This is a genomic window from Rhizobium sp. 'Codium 1' (assembly GCF_020889605.1).
GTDB lineage: Bacteria > Pseudomonadota > Alphaproteobacteria > Rhizobiales > Rhizobiaceae > Allorhizobium > Allorhizobium algae.
In genome coordinates, this window is the sequence record NZ_JAJGPW010000005.1 from 184,241 (window position 1) to 210,194 (window position 25,954).

General features: G+C 60.8%; 23 protein-coding genes, 2 tRNA genes and 1 riboswitch. Of the genes, 22 read left to right on the forward strand and 3 right to left on the reverse strand.

Annotation, left to right across the window (positions count from 1 at the left end):
* Nucleotides 1-37: 37 nt before the first annotated feature.
* A complete protein-coding gene (locus LJE98_RS14460) occupies nucleotides 38-1,294 on the reverse strand; it encodes a GGDEF domain-containing protein (protein WP_229575928.1) in 1,257 nt (418 codons plus the stop codon).
* A gap of 357 nt (nucleotides 1,295-1,651) precedes the next feature.
* Here LJE98_RS14460 and LJE98_RS14465 point away from each other — a divergent pair, with 357 nt between their 5' ends.
* The 6 genes from LJE98_RS14465 to LJE98_RS14490 all read left to right on the forward strand — a co-directional run bounded on the left by LJE98_RS14465 (nucleotide 1,652) and on the right by LJE98_RS14490 (nucleotide 10,884).
* Nucleotides 1,652-2,287, forward strand: coding sequence for an ATP-dependent Clp protease proteolytic subunit (locus LJE98_RS14465; RefSeq protein WP_229575929.1), 636 nt, complete (start codon nucleotides 1,652-1,654; stop codon nucleotides 2,285-2,287).
* Between the two features lie 286 nt (nucleotides 2,288-2,573).
* Nucleotides 2,574-3,851 carry an ATP-dependent Clp protease ATP-binding subunit ClpX gene (gene clpX / locus LJE98_RS14470; protein WP_229575930.1) on the forward strand — a complete coding sequence of 426 codons (1,278 nt, stop codon included), beginning with the start codon at nucleotides 2,574-2,576 and terminating at the stop codon, nucleotides 3,849-3,851.
* A gap of 458 nt (nucleotides 3,852-4,309) precedes the next feature.
* Nucleotides 4,310-6,727, forward strand: coding sequence for an endopeptidase La (gene lon / locus LJE98_RS14475; RefSeq protein ID WP_229575931.1), 2,418 nt, complete (start codon nucleotides 4,310-4,312; stop codon nucleotides 6,725-6,727).
* A 206-nt stretch (nucleotides 6,728-6,933) separates the two neighbouring features.
* Nucleotides 6,934-7,209 (forward strand): DNA-binding protein HupB, encoded by a 276-nt coding sequence (gene hupB, locus LJE98_RS14480; RefSeq protein ID WP_147182257.1) that lies wholly within the window; start codon nucleotides 6,934-6,936, stop codon nucleotides 7,207-7,209.
* A gap of 139 nt (nucleotides 7,210-7,348) precedes the next feature.
* A riboswitch (FMN riboswitch) is annotated at nucleotides 7,349-7,501 on the forward strand.
* Nucleotides 7,502-7,635: 134 nt separating this feature from the next.
* Nucleotides 7,636-8,541: a DMT family transporter gene (locus tag LJE98_RS14485; RefSeq protein WP_229575932.1), complete on the forward strand. Its 906-nt coding sequence runs from the start codon at nucleotides 7,636-7,638 to the stop codon at nucleotides 8,539-8,541.
* A 144-nt stretch (nucleotides 8,542-8,685) separates the two neighbouring features.
* Nucleotides 8,686-10,884 carry an esterase-like activity of phytase family protein gene (locus tag LJE98_RS14490; protein ID WP_229575933.1) on the forward strand — a complete coding sequence of 733 codons (2,199 nt, stop codon included), beginning with the start codon at nucleotides 8,686-8,688 and terminating at the stop codon, nucleotides 10,882-10,884.
* Between the two features lie 78 nt (nucleotides 10,885-10,962).
* Here the strand turns inward: LJE98_RS14490 and LJE98_RS14495 are convergent, their stop codons facing one another.
* On the reverse strand, nucleotides 10,963-11,949 hold the full coding sequence (locus LJE98_RS14495; protein WP_229575934.1) for an aldo/keto reductase: 987 nt from the start codon (nucleotides 11,947-11,949) through the stop codon (nucleotides 10,963-10,965).
* A 137-nt stretch (nucleotides 11,950-12,086) separates the two neighbouring features.
* Between LJE98_RS14495 and LJE98_RS14500 the strand changes: the two genes are divergently transcribed.
* The 7 genes from LJE98_RS14500 (at nucleotide 12,087) to LJE98_RS14530 (ending at nucleotide 18,874) form a co-directional block, all read left to right on the forward strand.
* Nucleotides 12,087-12,251 carry a DUF2256 domain-containing protein gene (locus LJE98_RS14500; RefSeq protein ID WP_229575935.1) on the forward strand — a complete coding sequence of 55 codons (165 nt, stop codon included), beginning with the start codon at nucleotides 12,087-12,089 and terminating at the stop codon, nucleotides 12,249-12,251.
* A gap of 31 nt (nucleotides 12,252-12,282) precedes the next feature.
* Nucleotides 12,283-13,608, forward strand: coding sequence for an MFS transporter (locus LJE98_RS14505; RefSeq protein ID WP_229575936.1), 1,326 nt, complete (start codon nucleotides 12,283-12,285; stop codon nucleotides 13,606-13,608).
* Between the two features lie 206 nt (nucleotides 13,609-13,814).
* Complete coding sequence (locus LJE98_RS14510) at nucleotides 13,815-15,131, forward strand: UDP-glucose dehydrogenase family protein (RefSeq protein ID WP_229575937.1); 1,317 nt, start codon at nucleotides 13,815-13,817, stop codon at nucleotides 15,129-15,131.
* A gap of 2 nt (nucleotides 15,132-15,133) precedes the next feature.
* Nucleotides 15,134-16,150, forward strand: a complete 1,017-nt coding sequence (locus tag LJE98_RS14515) for an NAD-dependent epimerase/dehydratase family protein (RefSeq protein WP_229575938.1) — start codon at nucleotides 15,134-15,136, stop codon at nucleotides 16,148-16,150.
* A 104-nt stretch (nucleotides 16,151-16,254) separates the two neighbouring features.
* Nucleotides 16,255-16,992, forward strand: a complete 738-nt coding sequence (locus LJE98_RS14520) for a GntR family transcriptional regulator (protein WP_229575939.1) — start codon at nucleotides 16,255-16,257, stop codon at nucleotides 16,990-16,992.
* Between the two features lie 96 nt (nucleotides 16,993-17,088).
* Complete coding sequence (locus LJE98_RS14525; RefSeq protein WP_229575940.1) at nucleotides 17,089-17,991, forward strand: dihydrodipicolinate synthase family protein; 903 nt, start codon at nucleotides 17,089-17,091, stop codon at nucleotides 17,989-17,991.
* A gap of 160 nt (nucleotides 17,992-18,151) precedes the next feature.
* The gene (locus LJE98_RS14530) at nucleotides 18,152-18,874 is read left to right on the forward strand and encodes an NYN domain-containing protein (protein ID WP_229575941.1); all 723 of its coding nucleotides are present in this window, start codon (nucleotides 18,152-18,154) and stop codon (nucleotides 18,872-18,874) included.
* A 9-nt stretch (nucleotides 18,875-18,883) separates the two neighbouring features.
* Here LJE98_RS14530 and LJE98_RS14535 read toward each other — a convergent pair.
* Nucleotides 18,884-18,959: transfer RNA gene (locus LJE98_RS14535), tRNA-Val, on the reverse strand.
* Nucleotides 18,960-19,297: 338 nt separating this feature from the next.
* Between LJE98_RS14535 and LJE98_RS14540 the strand changes: the two genes are divergently transcribed.
* The 9 genes from LJE98_RS14540 (at nucleotide 19,298) to LJE98_RS14580 (ending at nucleotide 25,926) form a co-directional block, all read left to right on the forward strand.
* Nucleotides 19,298-19,374, forward strand: a tRNA-Asp gene (locus LJE98_RS14540).
* 235 nt (nucleotides 19,375-19,609) lie between these two features.
* Nucleotides 19,610-19,975, forward strand: coding sequence for an NADH-quinone oxidoreductase subunit A (locus LJE98_RS14545; RefSeq protein WP_006727567.1), 366 nt, complete (start codon nucleotides 19,610-19,612; stop codon nucleotides 19,973-19,975).
* Nucleotides 19,966-20,544: a NuoB/complex I 20 kDa subunit family protein gene (locus LJE98_RS14550; protein WP_229575942.1), complete on the forward strand. Its 579-nt coding sequence runs from the start codon at nucleotides 19,966-19,968 to the stop codon at nucleotides 20,542-20,544. The genes LJE98_RS14545 and LJE98_RS14550 overlap by 10 nt, the downstream gene beginning before the upstream one ends.
* Nucleotides 20,545-20,562: 18 nt before the next feature.
* On the forward strand, nucleotides 20,563-21,165 hold the full coding sequence (locus LJE98_RS14555) for an NADH-quinone oxidoreductase subunit C (protein ID WP_112242697.1): 603 nt from the start codon (nucleotides 20,563-20,565) through the stop codon (nucleotides 21,163-21,165).
* A gap of 17 nt (nucleotides 21,166-21,182) precedes the next feature.
* Nucleotides 21,183-22,373 (forward strand): NADH-quinone oxidoreductase subunit D, encoded by a 1,191-nt coding sequence (locus LJE98_RS14560; RefSeq protein ID WP_229575943.1) that lies wholly within the window; start codon nucleotides 21,183-21,185, stop codon nucleotides 22,371-22,373.
* On the forward strand, nucleotides 22,373-22,615 hold the full coding sequence (locus LJE98_RS14565; RefSeq protein WP_229575944.1) for a hypothetical protein: 243 nt from the start codon (nucleotides 22,373-22,375) through the stop codon (nucleotides 22,613-22,615). Before LJE98_RS14560 ends, LJE98_RS14565 begins: the two co-directional genes overlap by 1 nt.
* 18 nt (nucleotides 22,616-22,633) lie before the next feature.
* Nucleotides 22,634-23,752, forward strand: a complete 1,119-nt coding sequence (gene nuoE, locus LJE98_RS14570) for an NADH-quinone oxidoreductase subunit NuoE (protein ID WP_229575945.1) — start codon at nucleotides 22,634-22,636, stop codon at nucleotides 23,750-23,752.
* An 11-nt stretch (nucleotides 23,753-23,763) separates the two neighbouring features.
* Nucleotides 23,764-25,068 carry an NADH-quinone oxidoreductase subunit NuoF gene (gene nuoF, locus LJE98_RS14575; RefSeq protein WP_229575946.1) on the forward strand — a complete coding sequence of 435 codons (1,305 nt, stop codon included), beginning with the start codon at nucleotides 23,764-23,766 and terminating at the stop codon, nucleotides 25,066-25,068.
* Nucleotides 25,069-25,080: 12 nt separating this feature from the next.
* Nucleotides 25,081-25,926 carry a 5' DNA nuclease gene (locus LJE98_RS14580; protein ID WP_229575947.1) on the forward strand — a complete coding sequence of 282 codons (846 nt, stop codon included), beginning with the start codon at nucleotides 25,081-25,083 and terminating at the stop codon, nucleotides 25,924-25,926.
* Nucleotides 25,927-25,954 lie beyond the last annotated feature (28 nt).

Sequence of the window (25,954 nt, forward strand, 5' to 3'; positions counted from 1 at the left end):
CCCTTGCATTGCCCAGCGCAAGGGGAGGCGATGCCACTCAGTCGTTCAGCTTGTGGGCAACGGCGGAGATGCGATTGAGGATGGCCACATGCCGATCAGCCTGGCGGTCGACCTCTTCCAGCGGGCTCTCTTCCCGGGAAGGCGGGACGGTGACGGTCCTGTTGCCGGCGCGAACCGAGGTCCGGTTTCGCCCCTGCGCCTTGGCCGTGTAGAGCGCAAGATCGGCCTCCGAAAGGAGATGATCCAGATTGGCCGTATGGAGCGGGCTGACCGAGATGCCCACGCTCGTGGTGACCGAGATGGGTGCCTCGCCGGTTGGAAAGCTGCGGTCTGCGAATGCCAGCCGTACGGTTTCGGCAAAGAGCGCCGCATCCCTCGGCTCAGAGATGGCCAGGATGGCGGCGAACTCCTCGCCGCCGGTGCGCGCGAAGACGGCGCGCTGCGGCAGAAGCGAGCGGCAGACCTTTGCAAATTCCTGCAGCACCCTGTCGCCGGTCGTGTGGCCGTAGCGATCATTGATCTGCTTGAAGTGATCGAGGTCGAAAACCAGAACCCCGAGCATGTCGAGGGGGGAGGTCTCCGCCAGCCTCTGATAGGCCTCGGAAAAACCGCGCCGGTTGAGCGCCCCGGTCAGCGGATCTGTCCGGACCAGAGCCTGCAGTTGTTCCTCCGAGCGGTCCATCGTGATCTTGGCGAGAATGACGGCCGATGTGATGAAGCAGATCACAACGAACGTGCCCATCCACATCCCGAAGAAATCATCGGCGAAACTCGTCGGCCGTAGATGCAGGACAACGACGATGTGGCCGATGCCGGCAATGACCTGCATCCCCCAGAGAAGAGTGAGAAGCGTCCGGTCGCGGCTCGTGCTGAAGCGCGCGCGCGATGCAATCACCGCCAGGATCGCAAAGCCGAGCGAGGCGCCTGCATTGTAGAGCGAGACCCGGAAGGCGAAGTCGTCCCGAATGGATGGAACGAAGTTTCCGACGATCCAGAGGAGCGGCGGCAGCAGGAAAAAAGGCGAGCCCGGCCGGTGATCGAGGGCGGCTAGCCCCTTTGCCCAGAAGCTGAAGCCGACCAGCGAAAGGGTGTTGGCCACCTGGATCGAGATGAAGTCGGGGATCTGCCCGCGCATCCCCACCATGCCGAGACCGTTGGCATGGAATAGGAAGCCGATGCCGAACCAGAGGAAATGCTTCTGATCGCGTGCATGCAGCCAGATGGCAATCAGCAGAATCGCAAGCGTGTTGGCCTGGATCACCCAGAGAAAAAACGCGGTCTTCACGTCAATCACGATCAAATTCCTGAAATGAAAGCGGCAGATTATCGCCCAAGAATGGCTCAAGCAGGTTAAGCAGTCACTATGAATACCCCCAGGATCGTGTTGGTTCCCGGACGTGGGTGAAAGCCAGGCTTACCGAAATTTCACCATGTTAGCCGTTTCTTGTGTATCGATCCGAGGTGATGGCTCCAAGCGCGCTGTCGACCGACGGGAAACTCAGGTTCTGCAGCGCTCGACGCATTTTGACCATTAAGGATATCCGGTCCTCATGTCTTGAATGTCGGGGTGCGGACACTCTATGTAGGGATTGACAAAGATTACGTGATTCCCGCCACCGAACGTGCCGGGGAGAGGCTGAAAAGGACCGACATGAGAAATCCCGTTGATACCGCTCTCGCTCTGGTGCCGATGGTCGTCGAGCAGACCAATCGTGGCGAGCGCTCCTACGACATTTTTTCTCGACTGCTGAAGGAGCGGATCATCTTTCTGACAGGGCCGGTCGAAGACACCATGGCCTCGCTCGTCTGCGCCCAGCTTCTGTTCCTCGAGGCCGAGAACCCGAAGAAGGAAATCGCCATCTACATCAATTCGCCGGGCGGTGTCGTCACGTCGGGTATGGCGATCTACGACACGATGCAGTTCATTCGTCCGGCCGTTTCGACGCTGTGCATCGGCCAGGCCGCATCAATGGGGTCGCTGCTGCTGGCTGCTGGCGAAAAGGGTATGCGCTTCGCAACCCCGAACGCGCGCATCATGGTTCACCAGCCCTCTGGCGGTTTCCAGGGCCAGGCCTCCGACATTGAACGTCATGCTCGTGACATTATTAAGATGAAGCGTCGCCTGAATGAGGTCTATGTCAAGCACACGGGCCGGACCTATGACGAAGTTGAGAACACGCTTGATCGTGACCACTTCATGGAATCGAGCGAAGCCAAGGACTGGGGTCTGATCGACCGTATCCTGACCTCGCGCGTCGAAATGGAAGGCGCTGCACCGTCTGCTTGATCCGCGCTTCTGCCGCCGGCATCGGCCAGATGCCGGCAGACGTGATGGCAGGCGGGGTTTAAAGTCGGCGTAAAAGCGCTATTAGTAGGATTAAGGCTATGTTGAATCTTTATGACATAGTCTGCCGAGACTGGGAGTTTTCGTTGCCGCCGCTCCGACATGGTCGGATCGGCTAGTAGCTCCGGATCGGAAGAGGTTCCCCCCAACGGCGGCGGTGGGAGCCGGACAGTGTGAGTGACCGCCCTGCCGTGACTGCGGTGGCGCGGCGTGCTGGAAGGATAAAGACATGAGCAAAGTCAGCGGAAGCAACGGCGGTGACTCCAAGAATACCCTTTATTGTTCCTTCTGCGGCAAGAGCCAGCACGAGGTCCGCAAGCTGATTGCCGGACCGACTGTGTTCATCTGCGATGAATGCGTCGAACTCTGCATGGATATCATCCGCGAAGAGAACAAGTCTTCGATGGTCAAGTCTCGCGACGGCGTTCCCACGCCGCAGGACATCATCAAGATTCTCGATGAATACGTGATCGGTCAGAAGCAGGCGAAGAAGATCCTGTCCGTGGCCGTTCACAACCACTACAAGCGCCTGTCGCACGCCTCCAAGGGCGGCGAAGTCGAACTGGCGAAGTCGAACATCATGCTGGTCGGCCCGACCGGCTGCGGCAAGACTTATCTGGCCCAGACATTGGCGCGCATCATCGACGTTCCCTTCACCATGGCCGATGCCACGACCCTGACCGAAGCCGGTTACGTCGGTGAAGACGTCGAAAACATCATCCTCAAGCTCCTGCAGTCTGCGGATTACAATGTCGAGCGCGCTCAGCGCGGCATCGTCTACATCGACGAAGTCGACAAGATTTCCCGCAAGTCGGACAATCCCTCGATCACCCGCGACGTATCGGGCGAGGGCGTCCAGCAGGCGCTGCTGAAGATCATGGAAGGCACGGTCGCATCCGTTCCTCCGCAGGGTGGTCGCAAGCATCCCCAGCAGGAATTCCTGCAGGTGGATACGACCAACATCCTATTCATCTGCGGCGGGGCCTTTGCCGGCCTCGACAAGATCATCTCTGCCCGCGGCGAAAAGACCTCGATCGGTTTTGGCGCAACGGTGAAGGCGGAAGACGATCGTCGCGTTGGCGAAGTGCTGCGTGAACTGGAGCCGGAAGATCTCGTCAAGTTCGGTCTCATCCCGGAATTCATCGGCCGTCTGCCCGTTCTGGCAACGCTCGAGGACCTGGACGAGGACGCGCTGATCCAGATCCTCTCCGAGCCGAAGAACGCGCTCGTCAAGCAGTACCAGCGCCTGTTCGAGATGGAGGATGTCGAACTGTCCTTCCACGAGGACGCGCTTCGCGAAATCGCCCGCAAGGCGATCACCCGCAAGACCGGCGCGCGTGGCCTTCGTTCGATCATGGAGAAGATCCTGCTCGATACGATGTTCGAACTGCCGGAGCTGGAAGGTGTCCGCGAGGTTGTCATCTCCGACGACGTCGTCAACGGCAGCTCCCGTCCGCTCTACATCTATGCCGACCGTCAGGAAGAGAAGGCCAACGCTTCCGCCTGATCGATCCGGATCAATTCAGACGAAGAGCCCGCCCTTGTGGCGGGCTTTTCCGTTTAAGATGACCTTTTTTGCCGTTGCCTGTGGTTTTCGCGGCCCGCCTGCGCATATACGGCATTCCGCAGTTGTCAGGCGCGCTGATTGGGCTAGAACAAGGGCGAGAGTGAACGCCTGTGTGCTTGATGCCATCGCCGCGTATCCCTGTCTGCGACCACCCATATGATTGTGAGGAGCCAGCCGGGCGACGAAGCGACGCGAATGCCTCGCATCAGGTTTGATTTGTAGTGTGAAAGCCGACGAGGTTTGTCATTCTGGCGTCACAGATTCGGCGCCGGCCTTGGCGGCAGACTTGAATTGGCGGAGGCGCCACTCCACTTGTTGGAGGATCGAAAGTATGCCTGACGCCTCTTTTGGGTCGGCATGGAGTCCCGGTTTCCCCGGGACGTTTGAAAGGAAGTGAAATGACGAATACGTCAGCTGCAAACGAGGTGAACACCTATCCGGTGCTTCCTCTGCGCGACATCGTGGTGTTTCCTCACATGATCGTCCCGCTGTTCGTCGGCCGTGAAAAATCCATCCGCGCTCTGGAAGAGGTGATGGGTTCCGACAAGCAGATCATGCTGGCCACGCAAATCAATGCGAGTGATGACGATCCCACGCCCGACGCGATTTACGAAGTCGGCACCGTCGCCAATGTGCTCCAGCTCCTGAAGCTGCCCGACGGCACCGTGAAGGTGCTGATCGAGGGACGCGCACGTGCGAAGGTCGAGGCCTACACGGCCCGCGAGGACTATTACGAGGCCAAGGCCATCATCCTTGCCGAACCGGCAGAAGATGCCGTGGAAATCGAGGCGCTGTCCCGCTCGGTGGTTTCCGAATTCGAAAACTACGTCAAGCTGAACAAGAAGATCTCCCCCGAGGTCGTCGGTGCCGCGAGCCAGATCGAGGACTACTCGAAGCTGGCCGACACGGTCGCTTCGCATCTCTCCATCAAGATCACCGAAAAGCAGGAAATGCTGGAAACGGTGAGCGTCAAGACGCGTCTGGAAAAGGCGCTCGGCTTCATGGAAGGCGAGATCTCCGTCTTGCAGGTCGAGAAGCGCATCCGCTCGCGCGTCAAGCGCCAGATGGAAAAGACCCAGCGCGAATACTACCTCAACGAACAGATGAAGGCGATCCAGAAGGAACTCGGCGACGGCGAAGACGGCCGTGACGAGATGGCCGAACTGGAAGAGCGCATCGCCAAGACCAAGCTTTCCAAGGAAGCCAAGGAAAAGGCCGATGCGGAGCTGAAGAAGCTGCGCCACATGAGCCCGATGTCGGCGGAAGCCACCGTCGTGCGCAACTACCTCGACTGGCTGCTCGGTCTGCCCTGGAGCAAGAAGTCCAAGGTCAAGATCGACCTCAACGCGGCCGAGAAGACCCTCGACGAGGACCATTTCGGTCTAGACAAGGTCAAGGAACGCATCGTTGAATATCTCGCCGTTCAGGCGCGCGCGACGAAGCTCAAGGGCCCCATCCTCTGCCTCGTCGGTCCTCCGGGCGTCGGCAAGACCTCGCTCGCCAAGTCGATCGCCAAGGCGACCGGCCGCGAATACGTGCGCATGGCCCTCGGTGGCGTCCGTGACGAAGCGGAGATCCGTGGTCACCGCCGCACCTATATTGGTTCGATGCCCGGCAAGATCGTGCAGTCGATGAAGAAGGCCAAGAAGTCCAACCCGCTCTTCCTGCTCGACGAAATCGACAAGATGGGCATGGACTTCCGTGGCGACCCGTCGTCGGCCCTGCTCGAGGTGCTGGATCCGGAACAGAACTCGACATTCATGGACCACTATCTCGAAGTGGAATACGACCTGTCGAATGTCATGTTCGTCACGACTGCCAATACGCTGAACATCCCGGGTCCCCTCATGGACCGCATGGAGATCATCCGCATTGCCGGTTACACCGAGGATGAAAAGCTCGAAATCGCCAAGCGGCACCTGTTGCCCAAGGCGATCAAGGAACACGCCCTGCGCCCGGAAGAATTCTCCGTGGCGGATTCGGCGATCATGGCGATCATCCAGCAGTACACCCGCGAAGCCGGTGTGCGCTCCTTCGAACGCGAACTGATGAAGCTCGCCCGCAAGGCCGTGACCGAAATCATCAAGGGCAAGGTGACCTCGGTTGCCGTGACCGGTGCGAACATCAACGAATATCTGGGCGTTCCGCGCTTCCGCCACGGCGAAGCCGAGGGCGAAGACCAGGTCGGCGTTGTCACGGGTCTGGCCTGGACGGAAGTGGGCGGCGAATTGCTGACCATCGAAGGCGTCATGATGCCCGGCAAGGGCCGCATGACGGTCACCGGCAACCTGAAGGAAGTGATGAAGGAATCGATTTCGGCAGCGGCATCCTATGTCCGTTCGCGCGCCGTCGATTTCGGTGTCGAACCGCCGCGTTTCGACAAGTCCGACATCCACGTTCACGTTCCGGAAGGGGCGACCCCGAAGGATGGTCCGTCCGCAGGTGTTGCCATGGCAACGGCGATCGTCTCGATCATGACCGGCATCCCGGTCAACAAGGACGTCGCCATGACGGGTGAAATCACCCTGCGCGGTCGTGTCCTGCCGATCGGTGGCCTGAAGGAAAAGCTGCTCGCAGCCCTTCGCGGTGGCATCAAGAAAGTTCTCATTCCGGAAGAGAACGCCAAGGATCTGGCGGACATTCCGGACAATGTGAAGAACAACATGGAGATCGTTCCGGTGTCGCGCATGGGCGAGGTTATCAGGCACGCCCTGGTCCGTGTCCCCGAGCCGATCGAGTGGGATGGAACCGTTGATACGCCGGCGATCGGCGTGGTCGATGGCACCGATGAAACCGGTGCAACCATCGCTCACTGAGGCAAATCTGCCATAAGTGAGCCACAAAGCTCCAAAACCGACAAAAAGGCTGGCATTTATGCCAGCCTTTTTTGTGAAATGCCGCGTGAAAGGCTTGTTTTCCGGGGCTTTCAGGTGCTTTTGAGTTGCGAAGGGCAGAAGCTTTCGTATTCTCCGCCCGACTTAATCATTTGAGTCGTTTCATACCAATCAGAAAGGGTGGAAACATGAACAAGAACGAACTCGTATCCGCGGTCGCCGAGAAGGCTGGCCTCACCAAGGCTGACGCTGCCTCTGCCGTTGATGCCGTTTTTGAAACGGTCCAGGCTGAACTGAAGAACGGCGGCGACATTCGTCTCGCTGGCTTCGGCGCCTTCACCGTTGGCCGTCGCGAAGCCTCCAAGGGCCGCAACCCGTCCACCGGCGCTGAAGTCGACATCCCGGCTCGCAACGTTCCGAAGTTCACGGCCGGCAAGGGCCTGAAGGACGCTGTCAACAGCTGATCCGTCGTGACCGTCGCACCCTTCGGTGCCGATGGTCAGCTGACATACTGGTGAGCCCGGCTTAGTGCCGGGCTTTCTTTTTGCCCTTCTTGCGCTGCAGCGAGACCTGTCTTATCTGTGAGGCGCCGGTTGTACCGGCATTCGTTCTCAGGGCGGGGTGAAACTCCCCACCGGCGGTAACGGGGAAACCCGAAGCCCGCGAGCGCCTGCCTTTCATTCGCGAAAGGCAGGGTCAGCAGATCCGGTGCAAACCCGGAGCCGACGGTTAAAGTCCGGATGAAAGAGAATGAGGTCAGGCCACGCCCCTGTTCCGCTCGCTGCGGATCGCGGAGGCGTTGCTGCGCAGATCCGTGCCCGTCCGGGTGCGCTTTTCGTCGTCCTCATCTGTCCTGGTTTGTGTTGGTCCTTTGGAAAAGGAAAAATGACATGAATCAGAGCTCCGTTTCGCTCTTGCGCTCCCGGGCCGTCCTCGGCGCCGGTTTCATGGTTCTGGCGGGCGTCGCCTTCGCCGCTCTCAACGTCGTCACGCAATGGCTTGCCATGACGCTCGGTTTCCCGCCGGCCTCAACAGCCTTCTGGCAATATGGCTTTGCCCTCGTCCTCTCTCTCCCCTTGCTCTTCCGGCTCGGTCTGCGTGCCATGAAGACCGACTATCCGGTGCGCCACATCCTGCGGGTCCTGCTGGCCGCCTTCGGCGTGCAGGCCTGGGTCACGGGCCTCGCCACCGTCCCGATCTGGCAGGCCATCGCTCTCGTCATGACCTCGCCCTTCTTCATCATCATCGGCGCACGCCTCTTTCTCGGCGAGACCGTCGGCCGCGACCGCTGGCTTGCGACGCTGACGGGCTTCGTCGGCGCGATGATCATCCTCCAGCCCTGGTCGGACAGCTTCACCCTGGCCGCCCTCCTGCCGGTCTTTTCGGCCCTGCTCTGGGGCGGTTCCTCTTTGATCATGAAGAACCTTACGCATTACGAGGCACCGGAAACGGTCACGGTCTGGCTGCTGGTTCTGCTGACGCCGATCAATGCCGGGCTCGCAGTGGCCGGTGGCTTCGCTGTGCCGGAAGGCCTCACCCTCTGGCTGTTGCTCGCCGCCGGTCTGCTGACGGCCTTTGGGCAATATCTGCTGACACTCGCCTACAATGCCGCTGACGCGGCCTATGTTCAGCCGTTTGACGACCTGAAGCTCCCGCTCAACGTCTTTGCCGGTTGGCTGGTCTTCGGCTATGCGCCGAGCGGCTATCTCTGGTTGGGCGCATTGCTGATCCTCGGGGCTTCACTCTTCCTGATGTTGCGCGAGGCCGGCAAGGAAGCATCGCCGGCGTCCCAATGACAGGTCTCGAGAACAGCAACCTATAGGAACAGCTTATCGGGATATCCGGCAGGAAACGTCGGACGACCGCCAATCTGTCATCCGACTGTCACCCGACTGCCCCAGAAACCTCTTGTTCCATTTCTGGATACTGGAGGTTTCCCGATGACCCATGGTCTCTCCCGCGTCGCCCTGACGGCGGCGCTTTTTGCATCCGTGGCCCTGCCGGCCGCTGCCGAACAGGTTTTCAACCGCATTGCCGCCTTCCCGGTCGCCGCCAATTTGCCGGCCGACAAGGACAAGTTGACCACCACCTCTGCCGAGATCATCACCGCCTCGGAAGACGGCAACACACTGATCTACTCCGACAGCCCGCTCGGTGGCATCGGCTTCATCGACATCACGGACGCCAGGGCACCGAAGGCTGCGGGCGCTGTGATGATGGACGGCGAGCCGACTTCCGTGGCTGTCGCTGGCGGCAAGGTACTCGTCGGGGTCAACACCTCCGAGAACTTTACCAGCCCGTCCGGCAAGCTCGCCATCGTGGACATTGCCTCGAAGGCTGTCGATTCCACCTGCGATATCGGCGGTCAGCCGGATTCGGTCGCCGTGGCCAAGGACGGCTCGTTCGTCGCCATCGCCATCGAAAACGAGCGTGACGAAGACCTGAACGATGGCGCCCTGCCGCAGATGCCGGCCGGTGACCTCGTCATCCTGTCGCTCAACGATGGCGTTGCTGATTGCGGCTCGATGAAGCGCGTCACGTTGACCGGTCTCGCCGAGATTGCACCTGAGGATCCGGAGCCGGAATTCGTCGCGATCAACAGCCTCGGCGAAATCGCCGTGACGCTGCAGGAAAACAACCACATTGCCATCGTCGACGGCAAGACCGGTGACGTGAAGGCCCATTTTTCTGCCGGTACGGTCGACCTTGAAGGTATCGACACCAAGTCGGATGGAGCACTCAAGTTCACCGGTACAAGGGAAGGCGTTCCGCGCGAGCCTGATGCCGTGAAGTGGCTCGACGACAACCGTCTGGTTATTGCCAATGAAGGCGACTGGAACGGTGGCTCGCGCAGTTTCACCATCTTCGACAAGACCGGCAAGGTTGCCTATGAGTCCGGTCCGTCGCTGGAAATGGCCATCGCCCAGATCGGTCACTTTCCCGACAAGCGTGCCAAGTCCAAGGGCGTCGAGCCGGAAGGCATGGAAGTCGCAACCTTCGGCGATCACAACTACTTCTTCGTTCTGTCCGAGCGTTCCTCGATCGCCGCGGTCTACAAGGACACCGGCGCCGAGCCGGAACTGACACAGCTTCTGCCGTCCGGTGTATCGCCGGAAGGCGCCGTTGCCATTCCGTCGCGCAACCTGCTGGTCACCGCCAACGAGGTCGACCTCGGCGAAGACGGCGGCCCGCGCTCGCATGTCATGCTCTATGAACTGGCTGAAGGCACGCCTGCCTATCCAATGCTGAAGTCGGCCATGGTCGATGGTGCACCGATCGGCTGGGGCGCTCTGTCTGGCCTCGTCGGCGATGCCGAAAAGGCAGGCACGCTCTATGCGGTCAATGACAGTTTCTACGCGATGCAGCCGACCATCTACACGATCGACGCAACGCAGAAGCCGGCCGTCATCACCTCGGCTCTGCCGGTCACCCGCGGCGGCGCCGCTGCCCAGAAGCTCGATCTCGAAGGTATCGCGCTGGACGGCAAGGGCGGCTTCTGGCTGGCCTCGGAAGGCGATGCTGCCAAGCTCGTCGGCCATGGCCTCTACAATGTCGATGCCAAGGGTGAGATCAAGGCCGAGATCGGCCTTCCAGTTGAACTGCTCGCAGGCCAGACCCGCTTCGGCCTCGAAGGTGTCACCAGTGTCGGCACCGGTGACGACATGACCCTCTGGATGGCAGTTCAGCGCGAATGGGGTGACGACGAGAAGGGCTCGGTGAAGCTCCTCTCCTACAACCCCAAGTCCAAGGAATGGGGCGCCGTTCGCTATCCGCTGGAAAAGGCCGCTGAAGGCTGGGTCGGCCTGTCGGAAATCACCGCCCATGGCGACTATGTCTATATCGTCGAGCGCGACAACCAGATCGGCGACAACGCCAAGCTCAAGAAGCTTTTCCGAGTTGCCGTCGCCGATTTGAAGCCCGCCAAGCTCGGCGAGCAGCTTCCGACGGTCACCAAGGAAGAAGTCCACGACTTCATTCCGGACCTGAAGGCCGCCACCAATGGCTACGTGGTCGACAAGCTCGAAGGCTTTGCCTTCGACGCCTCGGGCAAGGCCTTTGCGGTCACCGACAACGACGGTGTGGACGATTCGTCCGGCGAAACGCTGTTCTGGGAAGTGAACCTGCAGGGCACGAACTGATCGACGAATCGACGTTTTGATAAAAGAGAGGCCGGGTGATCGCTCACCCGGCCTCGTCCTTTTGAGAGCGCCCGCCTGCTACCAGCGGTGGTGCACATGCGGCGCGATCAGGCGTTCATAGACCTCGCGCGATGCAGCCATGAGATCGGCAGAGAGGGCTGCCAGATCGGACGCTGCCGCATTCGCTTTGGCCTGCTCGCCATTGCGGGCGCCGGGGATGACGACCGTGACGGCCTCATGCATCAGGATCCAGCGCAGCGCAAACTGCGCCATCGAGGCACCTGATGGTACCAGCTTGCGGACTTCCTCGACCGCCGCGAGACCTGTCTCGAAAGGCACACCCGCAAAGGTCTCACCAACGTCAAAGGCCTCGCCATTGCGGTTGAAATTGCGGTGGTCTTCAGCAGCAAACTGTGTGCTCGCGGTGATCTTGCCCGAAAGCAGCCCGCTTGCCAGCGGCACGCGCGCGATGACGGCGACGTTGCGGCGCTTGGCTTCCTGGAAGAACAGGCTGGCGGCACGCTGGCGGAACATGTTGAAGATGATCTGCACCGAAGCCACACCCGGATATTCGATCGCCTTGAGCGCTTCCTCGACCTTTTCCACCGAGACACCGTAGTGCTTGATCTTGCCGGCCTTGCGGATCTCTTCGAGCCCCTCGAACATGTCCTGTCGATAATAGACTTCGGTCGGTGGGCAGTGCAGCTGCACGAGATCGAGACTGTCGATTTCCAGATTCTTCAGCGAGCGGTCGATGAACGCCTCGATATTGGCCTTGGTGTAACCGTCAGCCACATGCGGGTTCAGCCGGCGACCGGCCTTGGACGCCACCATCGGCCGCTCGCCGCCGCGTGCCTTCAGCACCTCGGCGATGATCTTTTCCGACCGGCCGTCGCCATAGACGTCGGCCGTATCGATGAAGGTCATGCCGGCATCGAGGGCCGCATTGAGCGCTGCCCGGCCGTCGGCCTCGGAAACCTCGCCCCAGGACCCACCGATCTGCCATGCGCCGAAGCCGATATCGCTGACCGTGAATTCCGTCCGGCCAAATTTATGTTCTCGCATCGTGATGTCTCTCCCGTGATTGTGGCTTCGAGCTAGCAAGTGGGGCAGGGGGTGGCAAGCTTCAACAGCTTGATTGTCCTGAAGTGATCCGCTCAGCCCTCAGATGCGAATTGCAGCGCAGGAAGCGAGGGAGCGAAATGCCGAAAATGATCCGCAAGGGCGATCTGCCCGACAAGACCTGCCCCGCCTGCCGCAGACCCTTCGCCTGGCGCAAGAAGTGGGAGCGCAACTGGGAGAGCGTCATCTACTGTTCCGAACGCTGCCGTCGTTCCGGTAAAACCGCAAGCGCGGCAAAATCGTAGACGTCTGAGACAGCCAATTGATCGGGATATCATGACACACCAGGCTCCGGCGCCCTCTCGCCTCGCGCTTTACGCCCTGCCAGCGATCCCCATGGCCGCCATAGCGCTGCCCTTCTACATCGTTCTGCCGACCTTTTACGCGGATCACTTCGCCATGTCGCTGGCAACGATCGGTATCGTGCTGCTCGGCATCCGTCTGATCGACGCGGTCACCGATCCCCTGTTCGGCTGGCTTTCCGACCGCGTACGATCCCGCTTCGGCCGCCGCCGTTTCTTCTTCCTGATCTCCACGCCGCTGACGGCGCTCGCGGCCTTCATGCTGTTTTGGCCGCCGGAGGATGCCAGCATCGGCTATCTCGCGTTCTGGGGCGTGGCGCTCTCCATCGGTTCCACCTGGTCGCTGTTGCCCTACACGGCCTGGGGGGCTGAACTCGCGACCGGCTACCAGGCGCGTGTGAAGCTTTCGGCGTGGCGGGAGGGGGCGACGCTCATTGGATCGCTGATCGCCATCACACTCCCGTTCGTCGGGGGGCTCCACACCGCGATCGGTTTTCACGGCCTCGCCTGGATCGCCGTCTTCATTGCCGTGATGCTGCCGCTGACGGGTCTGCTCGCCGTAACCACAGTGCCCGAGCCGGTCGACTTCTCCCGGCGCAAGCTATCCTTGCGGGAGGGGTTTCGCCATCTGCGCGCCAATGGCCCGTTCCTGCGGTTGGCCTCCGCCTTTCTGCTGAACAGCTTTGCCAATGCCATTCCAGCCTCGCTGTTTATCTATTTCGTAGGGCAGCGCCTCGGTGCGCCGGCACTGCAGGGGCCACTGCTCTTCACGTATTTTCTCTGCGCCATCGCCGGCGTGCCCTTGGCGGTCGCAACCGCCCGGCGCCTCGGCAAGCATCGCGCCTGGTGCTTCGCCATGATGCTGGCCTGCGCGGTCTTCTCGGTTGCCGGCTTCCTTGGTGAGGGGGATGTCTTCGCCTTCACGATCGTCTGCGTCGTCACCGGCCTGCTGCTCGGATTCGACCTGACACTGCCGCCGGCGATCCAGGCCGACGTCATCGACAATGACACGGTCGCCTCCGGCGAACAGCGCTCCGGCCTCTATTTCGCGGCCTGGAGCTTTATCACCAAGCTAGCGGTCGCACTCTCCGCCGGCATCGTCTTCCCACTGCTCGACCTCGCCGGATTCATCGGAAGCCAGTCGGCGGCCCAGACGCCGGAGGCCCTGACGATGCTGGCCGCCCTCTACGCCTTCCTGCCCATCCTTCCCAAGCTCGCCGCGATCACCCTGATGTGGAATTTCTCGCTCGATGAAGCCGCACACCAAAGGCTGCGGGCAAACCTCACGCCGCTCGGTTAACCGTCCCGTCAATGGGTTTTGACAGATTTGCTATCGATGGCTAGACCGAGACGGGGGGCAGGATTTCCTCGCATCGTCGCGGATCACTTCGGATGCGATGACGAATTCTGCGCGACTTAACAGGTTTGTCATCTCTGCGTCGTGTTCTACGCGCCATAGCGGAACGGACGGCAGCCGGATGCAATCATGGTCAGGATAGGTGTTCAATGCGCATTGTGATGATTGGCTCGGGTTATGTCGGCCTGGTGTCGGGAGCCTGTTTGGCGGATTTCGGTCACGAGGTGATCTGTGTCGACAAGTCGACCGAAAAGGTCGAGGCGCTGGAGCGCGGCGAAGTGCCGATCTTCGAGCCGGGGCTCGAAGCGATCATTGCCCATAACCGCGCTTCCGGCCGCCTGAGCTTCTCGCTTGATCTGGCTGGCCCCGTCGCAAACGCGGATGTCGTCTTCATTGCTGTGGGCACGCCGTCTCGCCGCGGCGATGGTCATGCCGACCTGACTTACGTCTATGCCGCCGCGCGCGAAATCGCCGCCGCCGTCACCGGCTTTACGGTGGTGGTCACCAAGTCCACGGTCCCTGTCGGCACCGGCGACGAAATCGAGCGCATCTTCCGCGAGGAATTTCCGGACAAGGACATCGCCGTCGTCTCCAATCCGGAATTCCTGCGGGAAGGGGCCGCCATCTCCGACTTCAAACGTCCCGACCGCATCGTCATCGGCACGGGCGACGGACGCGCCACCGAACTGATGCGAGAAGTCTACCGTCCGCTCTATCTCAACGAGGCGCCGCTCTATTTCTGCGAACGCCGCACCTCCGAGCTGATCAAATATGCCGCCAACGCCTTCCTGGCGATGAAGATCACCTTCATCAACGAGATTGCCGATCTCTGCGAGAATATCGGGGCCGATGTGCAGAAAGTGGCCAAGGGCATCGGCATGGACAAGCGCATCGGCGACAAGTTCCTGCATGCCGGGCCGGGCTATGGCGGCTCCTGCTTCCCGAAAGACACGCTGGCGCTGGTCAAGACGGCGCAGGACTTCGACAGCCCGTTGCGCCTGATCGAGACGACGGTGATGGTCAACGACAACCGCAAGCGCGCCATGGGCCGCAAGGTGATCGCCGCCTGTGACGGCACTGTGCGCGGCAAGAAGATCGCCGTGCTCGGCCTGACCTTCAAGCCGAACACCGACGACATGCGCGATGCGCCCGCCATCACCATTGTCCAGGCGCTGCTCGATGGTGGCGCCGACGTGCATGTCTTCGATCCCGAAGGCATGGAGGCGGCCAAGGCCGTACTTGGCCCTGTCACTTATGGCACGAACCCTTACGAGATCGCGACCGATGCCGAGGCCATCGTCGTGGTCACCGAATGGGACGAGTTCCGTGCGCTGGATTTTCGCCGCCTGAAGCAGGAGATGAAGGCGCCCGTCATCGTCGACCTGCGCAACATCTACAAGCCGGAGGAGATGGCGAAATACGGCTTCAAGCACCTCCCGATCGGCAAGCGGACCGCAAAGGCCTGAGCATGCATTACTTCATCACCGGCACAGCCGGCTTCATCGGTTTCCATCTCGCCCGCCGGCTTCTGGCGGACGGACATGAGGTGACCGGCTTCGATGGCATGACGCCCTACTACAACGTCAAGCTCAAGCACATGCGCCACGCGGCCCTTGCGCAGTATCCGGCCTTCAAGCCGGTCATTGCCATGCTCGAGGATCGTTCGGCGGTCGAAGAAGCCATGGCCACGGCCAAACCCGATGTGGTGATCCACCTCGCGGCCCAGGCGGGTGTACGCTACAGCCTGGAAAACCCGCAATCTTATCTGACGTCCAACGTCACGGGCTCCTACAACATCATCGAGCTTGCCGAGCGACACAAGGTCAAGCACCTGATGCTCGCCTCCACCTCCTCGATCTATGGTGCCAATCCGACGGTGCCATTCCGCGAGACGGACCGCGCCGACGAGCCGCTGACCATCTATGCCGCCACCAAGAAGTCGATGGAGCTGATGGCGCATGCCCATGCCCATCTCTACAAGACGCCGACCACGGCCTTCCGCTTCTTCACGGTCTATGGCCCATGGGGCCGGCCGGACATGGCGCTGTTCAAGTTCGTCGATCTGATGCTGAAGGATCAACCGATCGAGATCTACGGTGAAGGCAAGATGAGCCGCGACTTCACCTATATCGACGATCTCGTTGAGGCGATCGTCAGGATCTCGCATGCCATCCCGGACGAATCGAATCGCGTCGACGATGAGGGGATCGAGACGCTCTCCCGCCAGGCGCCTTACCGCCTGGTCAATATCGGCGGCGGCCAGCCTGAAAACCTGATGGATTTCGTTGAATTGGTGGAAAAGGCACTTGGCCAGCCGGCGATCCGCCACATGCTGCCGATGCAGAAGGGCGATGTTCCGCGCACCTACGCGGCACCCGATCTCCTGCAGGCGCTGACCGGCTATACGCCGACCACAAAGCTCGAAGACGGCGTGAAGGCCTTCGTCGAATGGTATCTCGAGGCCCGCCCGGAATTGCAGGGGTAAGAGAATCCCTCCGCCGCTTGAATGCCAGCCTTGACTTTCGCGGCTGTTAACCGCTGTTCTGACGCCGAATGACAGGCTGCGGCGGTTGCCGGCAGAGCGAGACGATGGGCATGGACGAGACAGGCATCGCACACACCGAGAATGGCAAGGCTGAGGGGCCGCGCACACGCGGCTCCGGCACCGAATCGGTCTACAAGGCGCTGCGGCACGAAATCCTGACCATGGAACGCGCTCCGGGCAGTCCTCTCGATGAAACGCGTCTCTCCGAACATTTCGGCATGTCGCGCACACCGATTCGCGAGGCGCTGCTGCGGCTCACCTCCGAGGGGCTGGTCACCAGTCTGCCCAACCGCAACACGATCGTTGCCGTCATCGATTTTTCCAGCCTGCCGACCTATTTCGAGGCGCTCTGCCTGATGTACCGTGTGACCACGCGTGGTGCTGCCGAGCGTTCCGGCGATGCCTGGATGGCCGAAATTGTCCGTCATCAGGAGAGCTTCGCAAAAGCCGTGGAAGCACAGGACGCCTTTGCCATGATCGAGGCAAACCGCGAATTCCACGTCGCCATCGCCGAGCGCGCCGGCAATCCCTATTACACATCCTTCTTCACTCGCCTGCTGGACGAGGGGCGCCGGATCCTGCGCCTCTATTATCAGACCTTCGACGATCGCTTGCCACGCCGCTATGTCGAGGAACACGAGAAGATCATCGAGGCGATCCGATCAGGCGATGTGGAGGAGGCCGACAGTCTGTCGGTCGCCCATGCCGACCAGATCGTGCGCCAGATCCAGGATTATGTGGCGCGCAATATTGCCGCCGCCGCACAACTCCCCAACCTCTGAACTCGCCAAACACCGCTCCCGCAGCCCTCACGGGCGCCCCTTGATTTTGTCGACAAACTGTATACGGTGAATACACCTCATCAACAGGAGTTTCCCATGACCACCGGCTGGCACGGCGTATTCCCCGCCGCAACGACTCAATTCCACGAAGACTATTCGGTCGACATCGACGCCACCCAGCGCGTGCTCGACGCCCTCGTCAACGATGGCGTCAACGGCCTGATCGTCATGGGCACCTGCGGCGAGAACAACTCGCTCGATCCGGAAGAAAAGCGCACCATCCTGAAGGCCGCCGTCGAGGTGGTGAACGGCCGCGTGCCGATCGTCACCGGCGTATCGGAATTCGACACGCGCCGCGCGTCAGCCTATGCCCGCGATGCGGAAAAGATCGGCGCCGATGGCCTGATGCTTCTGCCGGCCATGGTCTATGTGCCGAAGCCGCACGAACTCGTCGCTCATTTCAAGACGGTGGCGGACGCAACCGGCCTGCCGATCATGCTCTACAACAACCCGCCGGCCTACCGCGTCAACATCGGCGCGGAAGTGCTGGAAGCGCTTGACGGCGTGAAGAATATCAAGGCCGTCAAGGAAAGCGCGCCCGACCCGCGTCGCTTCACCGACCTGATCAACGCCTTCGGCGACCGCTACGACATCTTCGCCGGCCTCGACGACGTGGCGCTCGAAGGCCTGATGCTGGGCGCCAAGGGCTGGGTCTCCGGCCTCACCAGTGCCTTCCCGGCCGAATCGGTGGCGCTGGTCGCTGCCGCCGACCGTGGCGACTGGATGGAAGCGCGCCGCATCTACCGCTGGTTCATGCCGTTGTTGCATCTCGACGCCGAACACGACCTCGTCCAGTCGATCAAGCTCGCCGAGCAGATCATGGGCCGCGGGTCAGAGCGCGTCCGCATGCCGCGCATGCCGCTTGAGGGTGCACGCCGTGCCGAAGTGACTGATATGGTCGAGAAGGCGGCAGCGACTAGGCCAATCGGCGGGAAGTAAGCGGCTCAGGAATTCAGAAAGAAACTGGCCCGCTGGAGCGATCCGGCGGGCCTTTGACGATCTATGCGGCGGTCACGCTTTGTCAAAGAAACGATGATAGGTTGTATGTGAATTAATTTTCTATCGGTTGAGTTCCAGAGATCTACGGACAGGAAAATCCATGGCAGCCAGCAGTCGTCACCGTCGTCTTGCAGTCCTCATCGACGCCGAGAACACTTCAAGCAAGGCTGCGGACGGGGTGTTCGAGGAAGTCGCGCGCTTGGGCGAGGCGAGTGTCAGGCGAATCTATGGCGACTTTTCCAGTGCCGGCTCCAAGGGTTGGGCCGACACGTTGATGCGCCACGCAATCATTCCGCAACAACAGTTTGCCTATACGACCGGGAAAAATTCCTCGGACATCGCCCTTGTCATTGATGCGATGGACTTGCTGTACAGTGGGCGGGTCGATGGATTCTGCCTCGTGACATCGGACGGTGATTTTGCCCGGCTCGCTGCACGAATCCGCGAACATGGCCTTGAGGTGTTCGGTTTTGGACAGCAGAGGGCGCCCGAATGCTTCCGTAAGGCTTGCCAGGAGTTTATCTATACCGAGAGCCTAATGGCCAAGACGGCCCCTGGGGGGAAGCCGAAGGCTGCCAGTCCTCTGCGGAGCGCGACCGACGCAATTCCGATTCTGGAGAAAGTGCTGTCCATCATGAAGGGAGGTGAGGAATGGGTCCCTCTCTCCGAGCTGGGAAAGCAATTGTCGAATGCCAAACTTAATTTTGATTCTGGAACATTTGGTTCGAGCAACCTGAGCAAATTGGTGCTCAAGACTGGGGCCTTCGAGGTCAAGCAGGCCGGCAAAGCCATGCATGTAAGACGAAAAAAGATGCAAAACTGACGGGAAAAATGGTGGGCGATGACGGACTCGAACCGCCGACATCCTCGGTGTAAACGAGGCGCTCTACCAACTGAGCTAATCGCCCGTGCGCTGACCGGATCATCTCCGCCGCGTCGGTGGCCGTGATCTATGCGGATCGGGCAAAATCCGCAAGAGCGATTATGCAGATTTTTTGTTTTTTTGTCATGCAGCGTGAGCGCGCCATGTGGATAAGCGACGAGAATCCCTGTTTTCCGCCTGCGGCGCGTTGTCGCGAACACGATGCCCGCAGGAGGTGTGGGGGAGGGCTCTTGGCAAAAAATCGAGTGGTCGCGGATTTGTTTTGAATGCTGCTTGACACCTCCAAATGAACCCCGTAGAGAGCCGGTCATCGAACGGCAAGCCGCTCGACGGGGATCGCCTTGAACCCCGATTTGGAAATGCGCGGGTGTAGCTCAGTTGGTTAGAGTGCCGGCCTGTCACGCCGGAGGTCGCGGGTTCGAGCCCCGTCACTCGCGCCACTTCTAAAACTCCAAAAAAAAGCCTCCACCACAACTTTTTGCATCGCACGCGCGATTGCGCGAGACACACATTTTACCCGCTGGTAAGGTGCCCTCGGGTATCGGGTGAAAAGGCTTTGGTTGGACTTGCGCTGGGTGGCTGCCTGCGCTAACCACGGCGCGTTGCAACTCTATTTACGGCTTGTCGACTCCGCCCTAGATGCCATCAGGCATGCGAGACAAGCAGGGTGATATGATGACTGAACTGCTCGGTTCTTACCTTCCGATCGCCATCTTCATCGGCATATCCTTGATTATCGGTATCGCGCTCTTGGTGGCGCCGTTTGCCGTGGCCTACAAGGCGCCTGATTCGGAGAAGCTGTCGGCCTACGAGTGCGGCTTCAATGCGTTCGACGATGCCCGCATGAAGTTCGACATCCGCTTCTACCTGGTGTCGATCCTCTTCATCATCTTCGACCTCGAAGTCGCCTTCCTGTTTCCCTGGGCAGTCTCCTTCGGTGAAATCGGCTGGTTCGGCTTCTGGTCGATGATGGTTTTCCTCGGTGTTCTCACCGTCGGCTTTATCTATGAATGGAAGAAGGGGGCGCTCGAATGGGAGTGATCCAGTCCGATACGATGATCGCGCCGCAGGCGAAGGGTATTATCGATCCCAACACCGGCAAGCCTCTTGGCGCCGATGACCGCTTCTTCGGCGAGATCAACAATGAGCTCGCCGACAAGGGTTTTCTGGTCACCTCGACCGACGAGCTGATCAACTGGGCTCGTACCGGCTCTTTGATGTGGATGACCTTTGGTCTGGCCTGCTGCGCCGTCGAGATGATGCAGCTTTCCATGCCGCGCTACGACGCCGAGCGCTTCGGTTTCGCGCCGCGCGCCAGCCCGCGTCAGTCCGACGTCATGATCGTCGCCGGCACGCTGACCAACAAGATGGCGCCCGCACTCCGCAAGGTCTATGACCAGATGCCGGAGCCGCGCTATGTCATCTCGATGGGCTCTTGTGCCAATGGCGGCGGCTACTATCATTACTCCTATTCCGTCGTGCGCGGCTGCGACCGCGTCGTGCCGGTCGATATCTACGTGCCGGGCTGTCCCCCCACGGCAGAAGCTCTGCTTTACGGCGTGATGCTCCTGCAGAAAAAGATCCGGCGCACGGGCACGATCGAGCGGTAAGGCGAAGGGACTGAGAACATGAGTGAAGCCCTGAACGAGCTCGCTTCCTACCTCGCCGAAATGCGCGGTGCGCTGATCGCGTCGAGCGAAATCAACTTTGGCGAGCTGACGCTGACGGCGAAGTCCGAGAATCTGATCTCGCTTCTGACCTTCCTGCGCGACGACGTCCAGTGCGGCTTCGTCAACCTGATCGACATCTGCGGCGTTGACTATCCCAAGCGCGAAGACCGTTTCGACGTGGTCTACCACTTGCTGTCGCCGCGCCAGAACCTGCGCATCCGCATCAAGGTCGCGACCGGCGAATTCAAGCCCGTGCCTTCGGCCTGTCCGGTCTTTCCGGGCGCCGACTGGTTCGAGCGTGAAGCCTGGGACATGTACGGTATCCTCTTTACGGATCACCCGGACCTGCGCCGCATTCTGACCGATTACGGTTTTGAAGGACATCCGCTCCGCAAGGACTTCCCCACGACCGGCTTCGTCGAGGTTCGCTACGACGACAGCGCAAAACGTGTTGTCTACGAACCGGTCGAGCTCAAGCAGGAATTCCGCAATTTCGACTTCCTCTCGCCCTGGGAAGGCACGGACTACGTGCTGCCTGGCGATGAAAAAGCGGCCAAGTGAGCGGAAGGGCAGGGACCATGAACGAACACAACGTCCGCAACTTCAACATCAACTTCGGCCCGCAGCACCCGGCAGCGCACGGCGTTCTGCGCCTGGTGCTCGAACTCGACGGTGAAATCGTCGAGCGCGTGGATCCCCATATCGGGCTCCTGCATCGTGGCACCGAGAAGCTGATCGAGACCAAGACCTATCTGCAGGCATTGCCCTATTTCGATCGTCTCGATTATGTCGCGCCGATGAACCAGGAACATGCCTATTCGCTGGCCGTCGAAAAGCTGCTCGGCATGGAAATCCCGATCCGTGGCCAGCTGATCCGCGTTCTCTACTCGGAAATCGGCCGCATCCTGTCGCATCTGCTCAACGTCACCACTCAGGCCATGGACGTTGGCGCGCTCACGCCGCCGCTCTGGGGCTTCGAGGAGCGTGAGAAGCTCATGGTATTCTATGAGCGTGCCTCGGGTTCGCGCATGCATGCCGCCTATATCCGTCCCGGTGGCGTGCACCAGGATCTGCCCCACCAGCTCGTCGAGGACATCGGCAAATGGTGTGACCAGTTCCCGGAAAAGCTCGATGATATCGACGATCTCCTCACCGGCAACCGCATCTTCAAGCAGCGTAACGTCGATATCGGCGTTGTCAGCCTCGACGACTGCTGGGCCTGGGGCTTCTCGGGCGTCATGGTCCGTGGCTCCGGCGCTGCCTGGGATCTGCGCAAGTCGCAGCCCTACGAGTGCTACGCCGATCTGGATTTCGACATCATGGTCGGCAAGAATGGTGACTGCTACGATCGCTACCTGATCCGCATGTTCGAAATGCGCGAATCGGTGAAGATCATGAAGCAGTGCGTCAACCGTCTGCTGGGCGATGCCAAGACCGGTCCGGTTTCCTCGCTGGACGGCAAGGTCGTACCGCCGAAGCGTGGCGAGATGAAGCGCTCGATGGAAGGCCTGATTCACCACTTCAAGCTCTACACCGAAGGCTATCACGTGCCGGCCGGTGAGGTTTATGCCGCTGTCGAAGCCCCCAAGGGCGAGTTTGGCGTCTTCCTCGTCTCCGACGGCACCAACAAGCCTTATCGCTGCAAGATCCGCGCCCCGGGTTACGCACATCTGCAGGCCATGGATTTCCTGTGCCGCGGTCACCAGCTGGCCGACGTCTCCGCGATCCTCGGCTCGCTCGACATCGTGTTCGGGGAAGTTGACCGCTGATGCTGAAGCCTCTCGTCGCAGCACTGATCTGTCTCGGCGCCACCCAGGCGGTGGCCCAGGAGAACAGCGCGATCTCGTCGAGGGGTTCCGTATCGATGGCCAAGCTGATCGAGGATGGATACGAGATCAAAAGCTCGAGCTGGACTGGCTCCAAGCTTTTCGTATTCCTCCAGAAAGACAATTCGGCCTATGCCTGCGAATTCGCCAATGTGACGAATACGCGGTGTGGTTCCATAAACTGAGACAAGGCGTGAGGAAGTATGTCCGTTCGTCGACTAGCCGAAGAGCAATTCCAGCCGGCAGGCTTTTCCTTCAATCCGGAAAATGCCACCTGGGCTGAAGCCACCATCCGCAAGTACCCGGCGGGCCGCCAGCAATCGGCTGTCATCCCGCTTTTGATGCGTGCACAGGAACAGGAAGGCTGGGTCACCAAGGCTGCGATCGAGTATGTCGCTGAAAAGCTTGACATGCCCTATATCCGCGTCCTGGAAGTCGCGACCTTCTACACCCAGTTCCAGCTGCGGCCGGTCGGCACGCGGGCCCATATCCAGGTCTGTGGCACGACGCCCTGCATGCTGCGCGGTGCCGATGATCTCATTCACGTCTGCAAGTCGCGCATCCATCCGGAGCCCTTCGAGCGCAATGCCGAAGGCACGCTGTCCTGGGAAGAGGTCGAGTGTCAGGGCGCCTGCGTCAATGCGCCGATGGTGATGATCTTCAAGGATGCCTATGAAGATCTGACGGTCACGCAGTTCGAGCACATCATTGATCGTTTCGCTGCAGGCAAGGGTTCTGACATCAAGCCCGGTCCGCAGGTCGATCGCATCTATTCGGCACCCGTCGGTGGCCCGACCACGCTGACCGACGAGATCCAGCCGATCCGTTTCAACGACGCCCCGGCGCCAGCAAAGACGGAAGACGCCTCCGTGCCGCCGGCCAACGCGGCCAAGCCGGTCACGGATGCGCCGGAAACCGACAAGAAGCTGAAGACGCCGGCAACCGCCAAGAAGGCGGCTGCCGAGAACGTCAAGCAGAAGGGCGACAATGCCGATACGGCACGCCCGGTCGAGAAGGAAGCTGCAGCGGCGCCTGTCGTGGACGAGAAGAACCGTCCCGCCGGCATCGACCGTCCGGCAATGCCTGATGATCTGAAGATGATCTCGGGCGTCGGCCCGAAGATCGAGGCCACGCTGAACGGTCTCGGTGTCTACACCTTCGAGCAGATCGCCAAGTGGAAGAAGGCAGAACGCGAGTGGGTCGACACCTATCTCAAGTTCTCCGGCCGCATCGAGCGGGACGACTGGGTCAAGCAGGCCAAGGCGCTCGCAAAGGGCGGCGAAGCGGAATACATCAAGGTCTTCGGCAAGAAGCCGCGCTGAGAGGTTAGGATATGTTGAGAGATCAGGATCGCATCTTTACGAATATCTACGGCCTCAAGGACAAGTCCCTGAAGGGCGCCATGGCGCGCGGCCACTGGGACGGCACCAAGCAAATCCTCGAAAAGGGCCGGGATTGGATCATCAACGAGATGAAGGCGTCCGGCCTTCGCGGTCGTGGCGGCGCAGGCTTCCCCACCGGTCTCAAGTGGTCCTTCATGCCGAAGGAATCGGACGGCCGTCCGCATTACCTCGTCGTCAATGCCGACGAGTCGGAGCCCGGCACCTGCAAGGACCGCGAGATCATGCGTCATGATCCGCACACCCTGATCGAAGGCTGCGTCATCGCCTCCTTCGCCATGAATGCGCATCATGCCTTCATCTATGTTCGCGGCGAATTCATGCGCGAGCGCGAAGCCCTCCAGGCCGCGATCGACGAGTGCTACGACCACGGCCTGCTTGGGAAGAACAACAAGCTCGGCTACGACATCGACATTATCGTGCATCACGGCGCCGGCGCTTATATCTGCGGCGAAGAAACCGCACTTCTGGAAAGCCTCGAAGGCAAGAAGGGCCAGCCGCGTCTGAAGCCGCCGTTCCCAGCGAACATGGGTCTCTACGGCTGCCCGACCACGGTCAACAATGTCGAATCGATCGCCGTTGCCCCGTCGATCCTTCGTCGTGGTGCGTCCTGGTATTCGAGCTTCGGCCGGCCGAACAATGCCGGCACCAAGCTTTTTTCGATCTCCGGTCACGTCAACAAGCCGTGCACGGTCGAGGATGCCATGTCGATCACCTTCCAGGAGCTGATCGAAAAGCATTGTGGCGGTATCCGCGGCGGCTGGGACAACCTGCTCGCCGTCATTCCGGGCGGCTCCTCGGTGCCTTGCGTGCCGGGCGCCCAGATGAAGGACGCCATCATGGATTATGACGGCCTGCGCGAGTTGGGCTCCGGCCTCGGCACTGCCGCTGTCATCGTCATGGACAAGTCGACCGACATCGTAAAGGCGATCTGGCGCCTTTCGGCCTTCTACAAGCACGAGAGCTGCGGCCAGTGCACGCCGTGCCGTGAAGGCACGGGCTGGATGATGCGGGTGATGGAGCGCATGGTGAAGGGCAATGCCCAGAAGCGTGAAATCGACATGCTCTTCCAGGTGACGAAGCAGGTGGAAGGCCACACCATCTGTGCGCTGGGTGATGCCGCCGCATGGCCGATCCAGGGCCTGATCAAGCATTTCCGTCCCGAGATGGAAAAGCGCATCGACCAATACACCCGCAACGCGATCGCCCACGGGGTGGTCATGGAAGCGGCAGAGTAAGGGGACAAGAGGATGACGAGCTCTTCGGACAAGGGCGGGAAGAAGGGGCCGGACGACAAGGCTTCGGATGCTCGTGCTCCCGAGGGTCTCGACGACTTCATCTCCAACCCGGCGGCCGCCATGGCCGCCGCCACGGCCTTTGGTATGGGCATGGCGGCTCAGATGGGCAGGCTCTTCCTCGGCACCCTCCAGGGCGCGATGGATGTGACCGGCCAGCTCGCGCGGCAGCTGGAAGAAGAACGCAAGGTAGCGGAAGCCGACAAGGCAGCGGCACCTGAAGGGAAGACGGAAGCGCCGGCCGGAGTTGCTCGTACAGAGCCGCCCGCAGCAAAGGCAAATGCAAAGGCGCAGGCCGCAAAGCCGATCGCGCCGAAAGCAAAGGCCAAGGCGCCAGTGAATGCAGTGGTAGCGAAGGCAGTGGTTGCGAAGGCTGAAAAGCCGAAGCCTGCGCCAAAGGAAAAGGCCGCGGCAAAGCCGAAGGCCAGGGCTGTGCCCGGGGCCACGGTTGCGACGAAGGGCAAGGCAGCGCCGAAAGCGAAGGCCCTGCAGAAGGCTGACGTGAAGCCGAAGGTCGAGGCCAGGGTTGAATCAGCCGCTGCGGCGCCGAAGCCGAAGAAGGCGACGAAGACGATCGCTGGCAAGGCCGATGATCTGAAGAAGATCGACGGCATCGGACCGAAGGTCGAACAGGTCCTGAAGGGCAGGGGGATTTCCCGCTTCCAGGATCTGGCGTCCATGGACGAAGCAGCGCTGTCGGTGCTCGACAAGGATTTGGGTCTCGACGGCCGCGTGCTGCGAGACGACTGGGCAGGCCAGGCACGCCGGTTGGCGGGCGGCAAGGCTCGGTCAGGCAAGTGAGATTAGGGTTCGGCCGCGCGGGGGCGCT

Bases quoted from the DNA above. Each gene is read 5' to 3' on its own strand.
- nuoE (WP_229575945.1), top strand. From the start codon at position 22,634: ATGTCCGTTCGTCGACTAGCCGAAGAGCAATTCCAGCCGGCAGGCTTT.
- LJE98_RS14465 (WP_229575929.1), top strand. From the start codon at position 1,652: ATGAGAAATCCCGTTGATACCGCTCTCGCTCTGGTGCCGATGGTCGTC.
- LJE98_RS14580 (WP_229575947.1), top strand. From the start codon at position 25,081: ATGACGAGCTCTTCGGACAAGGGCGGGAAGAAGGGGCCGGACGACAAG.
- LJE98_RS14515 (WP_229575938.1), top strand. From the start codon at position 15,134: ATGCATTACTTCATCACCGGCACAGCCGGCTTCATCGGTTTCCATCTC.
- hupB (WP_147182257.1), top strand. From the start codon at position 6,934: ATGAACAAGAACGAACTCGTATCCGCGGTCGCCGAGAAGGCTGGCCTC.
- LJE98_RS14525 (WP_229575940.1), top strand. From the start codon at position 17,089: ATGACCACCGGCTGGCACGGCGTATTCCCCGCCGCAACGACTCAATTC.
- LJE98_RS14510 (WP_229575937.1), top strand. From the start codon at position 13,815: ATGCGCATTGTGATGATTGGCTCGGGTTATGTCGGCCTGGTGTCGGGA.
- LJE98_RS14560 (WP_229575943.1), top strand. From the start codon at position 21,183: ATGAACGAACACAACGTCCGCAACTTCAACATCAACTTCGGCCCGCAG.
- LJE98_RS14505 (WP_229575936.1), top strand. From the start codon at position 12,283: ATGACACACCAGGCTCCGGCGCCCTCTCGCCTCGCGCTTTACGCCCTG.
- LJE98_RS14565 (WP_229575944.1), top strand. From the start codon at position 22,373: ATGCTGAAGCCTCTCGTCGCAGCACTGATCTGTCTCGGCGCCACCCAG.
- LJE98_RS14520 (WP_229575939.1), top strand. From the start codon at position 16,255: ATGGGCATGGACGAGACAGGCATCGCACACACCGAGAATGGCAAGGCT.
- LJE98_RS14485 (WP_229575932.1), top strand. From the start codon at position 7,636: ATGAATCAGAGCTCCGTTTCGCTCTTGCGCTCCCGGGCCGTCCTCGGC.
- LJE98_RS14500 (WP_229575935.1), top strand. From the start codon at position 12,087: ATGCCGAAAATGATCCGCAAGGGCGATCTGCCCGACAAGACCTGCCCC.
- lon (WP_229575931.1), top strand. From the start codon at position 4,310: ATGACGAATACGTCAGCTGCAAACGAGGTGAACACCTATCCGGTGCTT.
- nuoF (WP_229575946.1), top strand. From the start codon at position 23,764: ATGTTGAGAGATCAGGATCGCATCTTTACGAATATCTACGGCCTCAAG.
- LJE98_RS14530 (WP_229575941.1), top strand. From the start codon at position 18,152: ATGGCAGCCAGCAGTCGTCACCGTCGTCTTGCAGTCCTCATCGACGCC.
- LJE98_RS14545 (WP_006727567.1), top strand. From the start codon at position 19,610: ATGACTGAACTGCTCGGTTCTTACCTTCCGATCGCCATCTTCATCGGC.
- LJE98_RS14495 (WP_229575934.1), bottom strand. From the start codon at position 11,949: ATGCGAGAACATAAATTTGGCCGGACGGAATTCACGGTCAGCGATATC.
- clpX (WP_229575930.1), top strand. From the start codon at position 2,574: ATGAGCAAAGTCAGCGGAAGCAACGGCGGTGACTCCAAGAATACCCTT.
- LJE98_RS14490 (WP_229575933.1), top strand. From the start codon at position 8,686: ATGACCCATGGTCTCTCCCGCGTCGCCCTGACGGCGGCGCTTTTTGCA.
- LJE98_RS14555 (WP_112242697.1), top strand. From the start codon at position 20,563: ATGAGTGAAGCCCTGAACGAGCTCGCTTCCTACCTCGCCGAAATGCGC.
- LJE98_RS14550 (WP_229575942.1), top strand. From the start codon at position 19,966: ATGGGAGTGATCCAGTCCGATACGATGATCGCGCCGCAGGCGAAGGGT.